Genomic DNA, 303 nt, shown 5'->3' with positions numbered 1-303 from the left:
GCCGACACGAGGATTTTCAGTCCTCTGCTCTACCGACTGAGCTACCGAGCCATACATGCAAAAATAAAGCGGGTGATCTTAATCTTCCCACTTTACGCTGTGGAAATTCACTATACAAACATCATCTTCAATCTATATCAAGCATATAGATGAAGTAAATAATAATGGCGGGACCGACGGGATTCGAACCCGCGGTCTCCTGCGTGACAGGCAGGCATGTTAGGCCTCTACACCACGGTCCCGCATTATTAGATGGTGCCGGCGAGAGGACTTGAACCCCCAACCTACTGATTACAAGTCAGT

Annotated in this window: 1 tRNA gene; it reads right to left on the bottom strand. The window is 48.2% G+C overall.

Annotated features, from left to right (window positions below):
* Window positions 1-165: 165 nt before the first annotated feature.
* Window positions 166-242 (bottom strand) — tRNA-Asp (locus IAE55_RS33640).
* Between the last annotated feature and the right edge of the window lie 61 nt (window positions 243-303).

This window comes from Paenibacillus sp. S28 (assembly GCF_016624415.1).
Taxonomy (GTDB): Bacteria; Bacillota; Bacilli; order Paenibacillales; family Paenibacillaceae; genus Paenibacillus_AQ; species Paenibacillus_AQ favisporus.
Note: the sequence above shows the minus strand (reverse complement) of the source record. Positions and strands in the feature narration are given on the sequence as shown.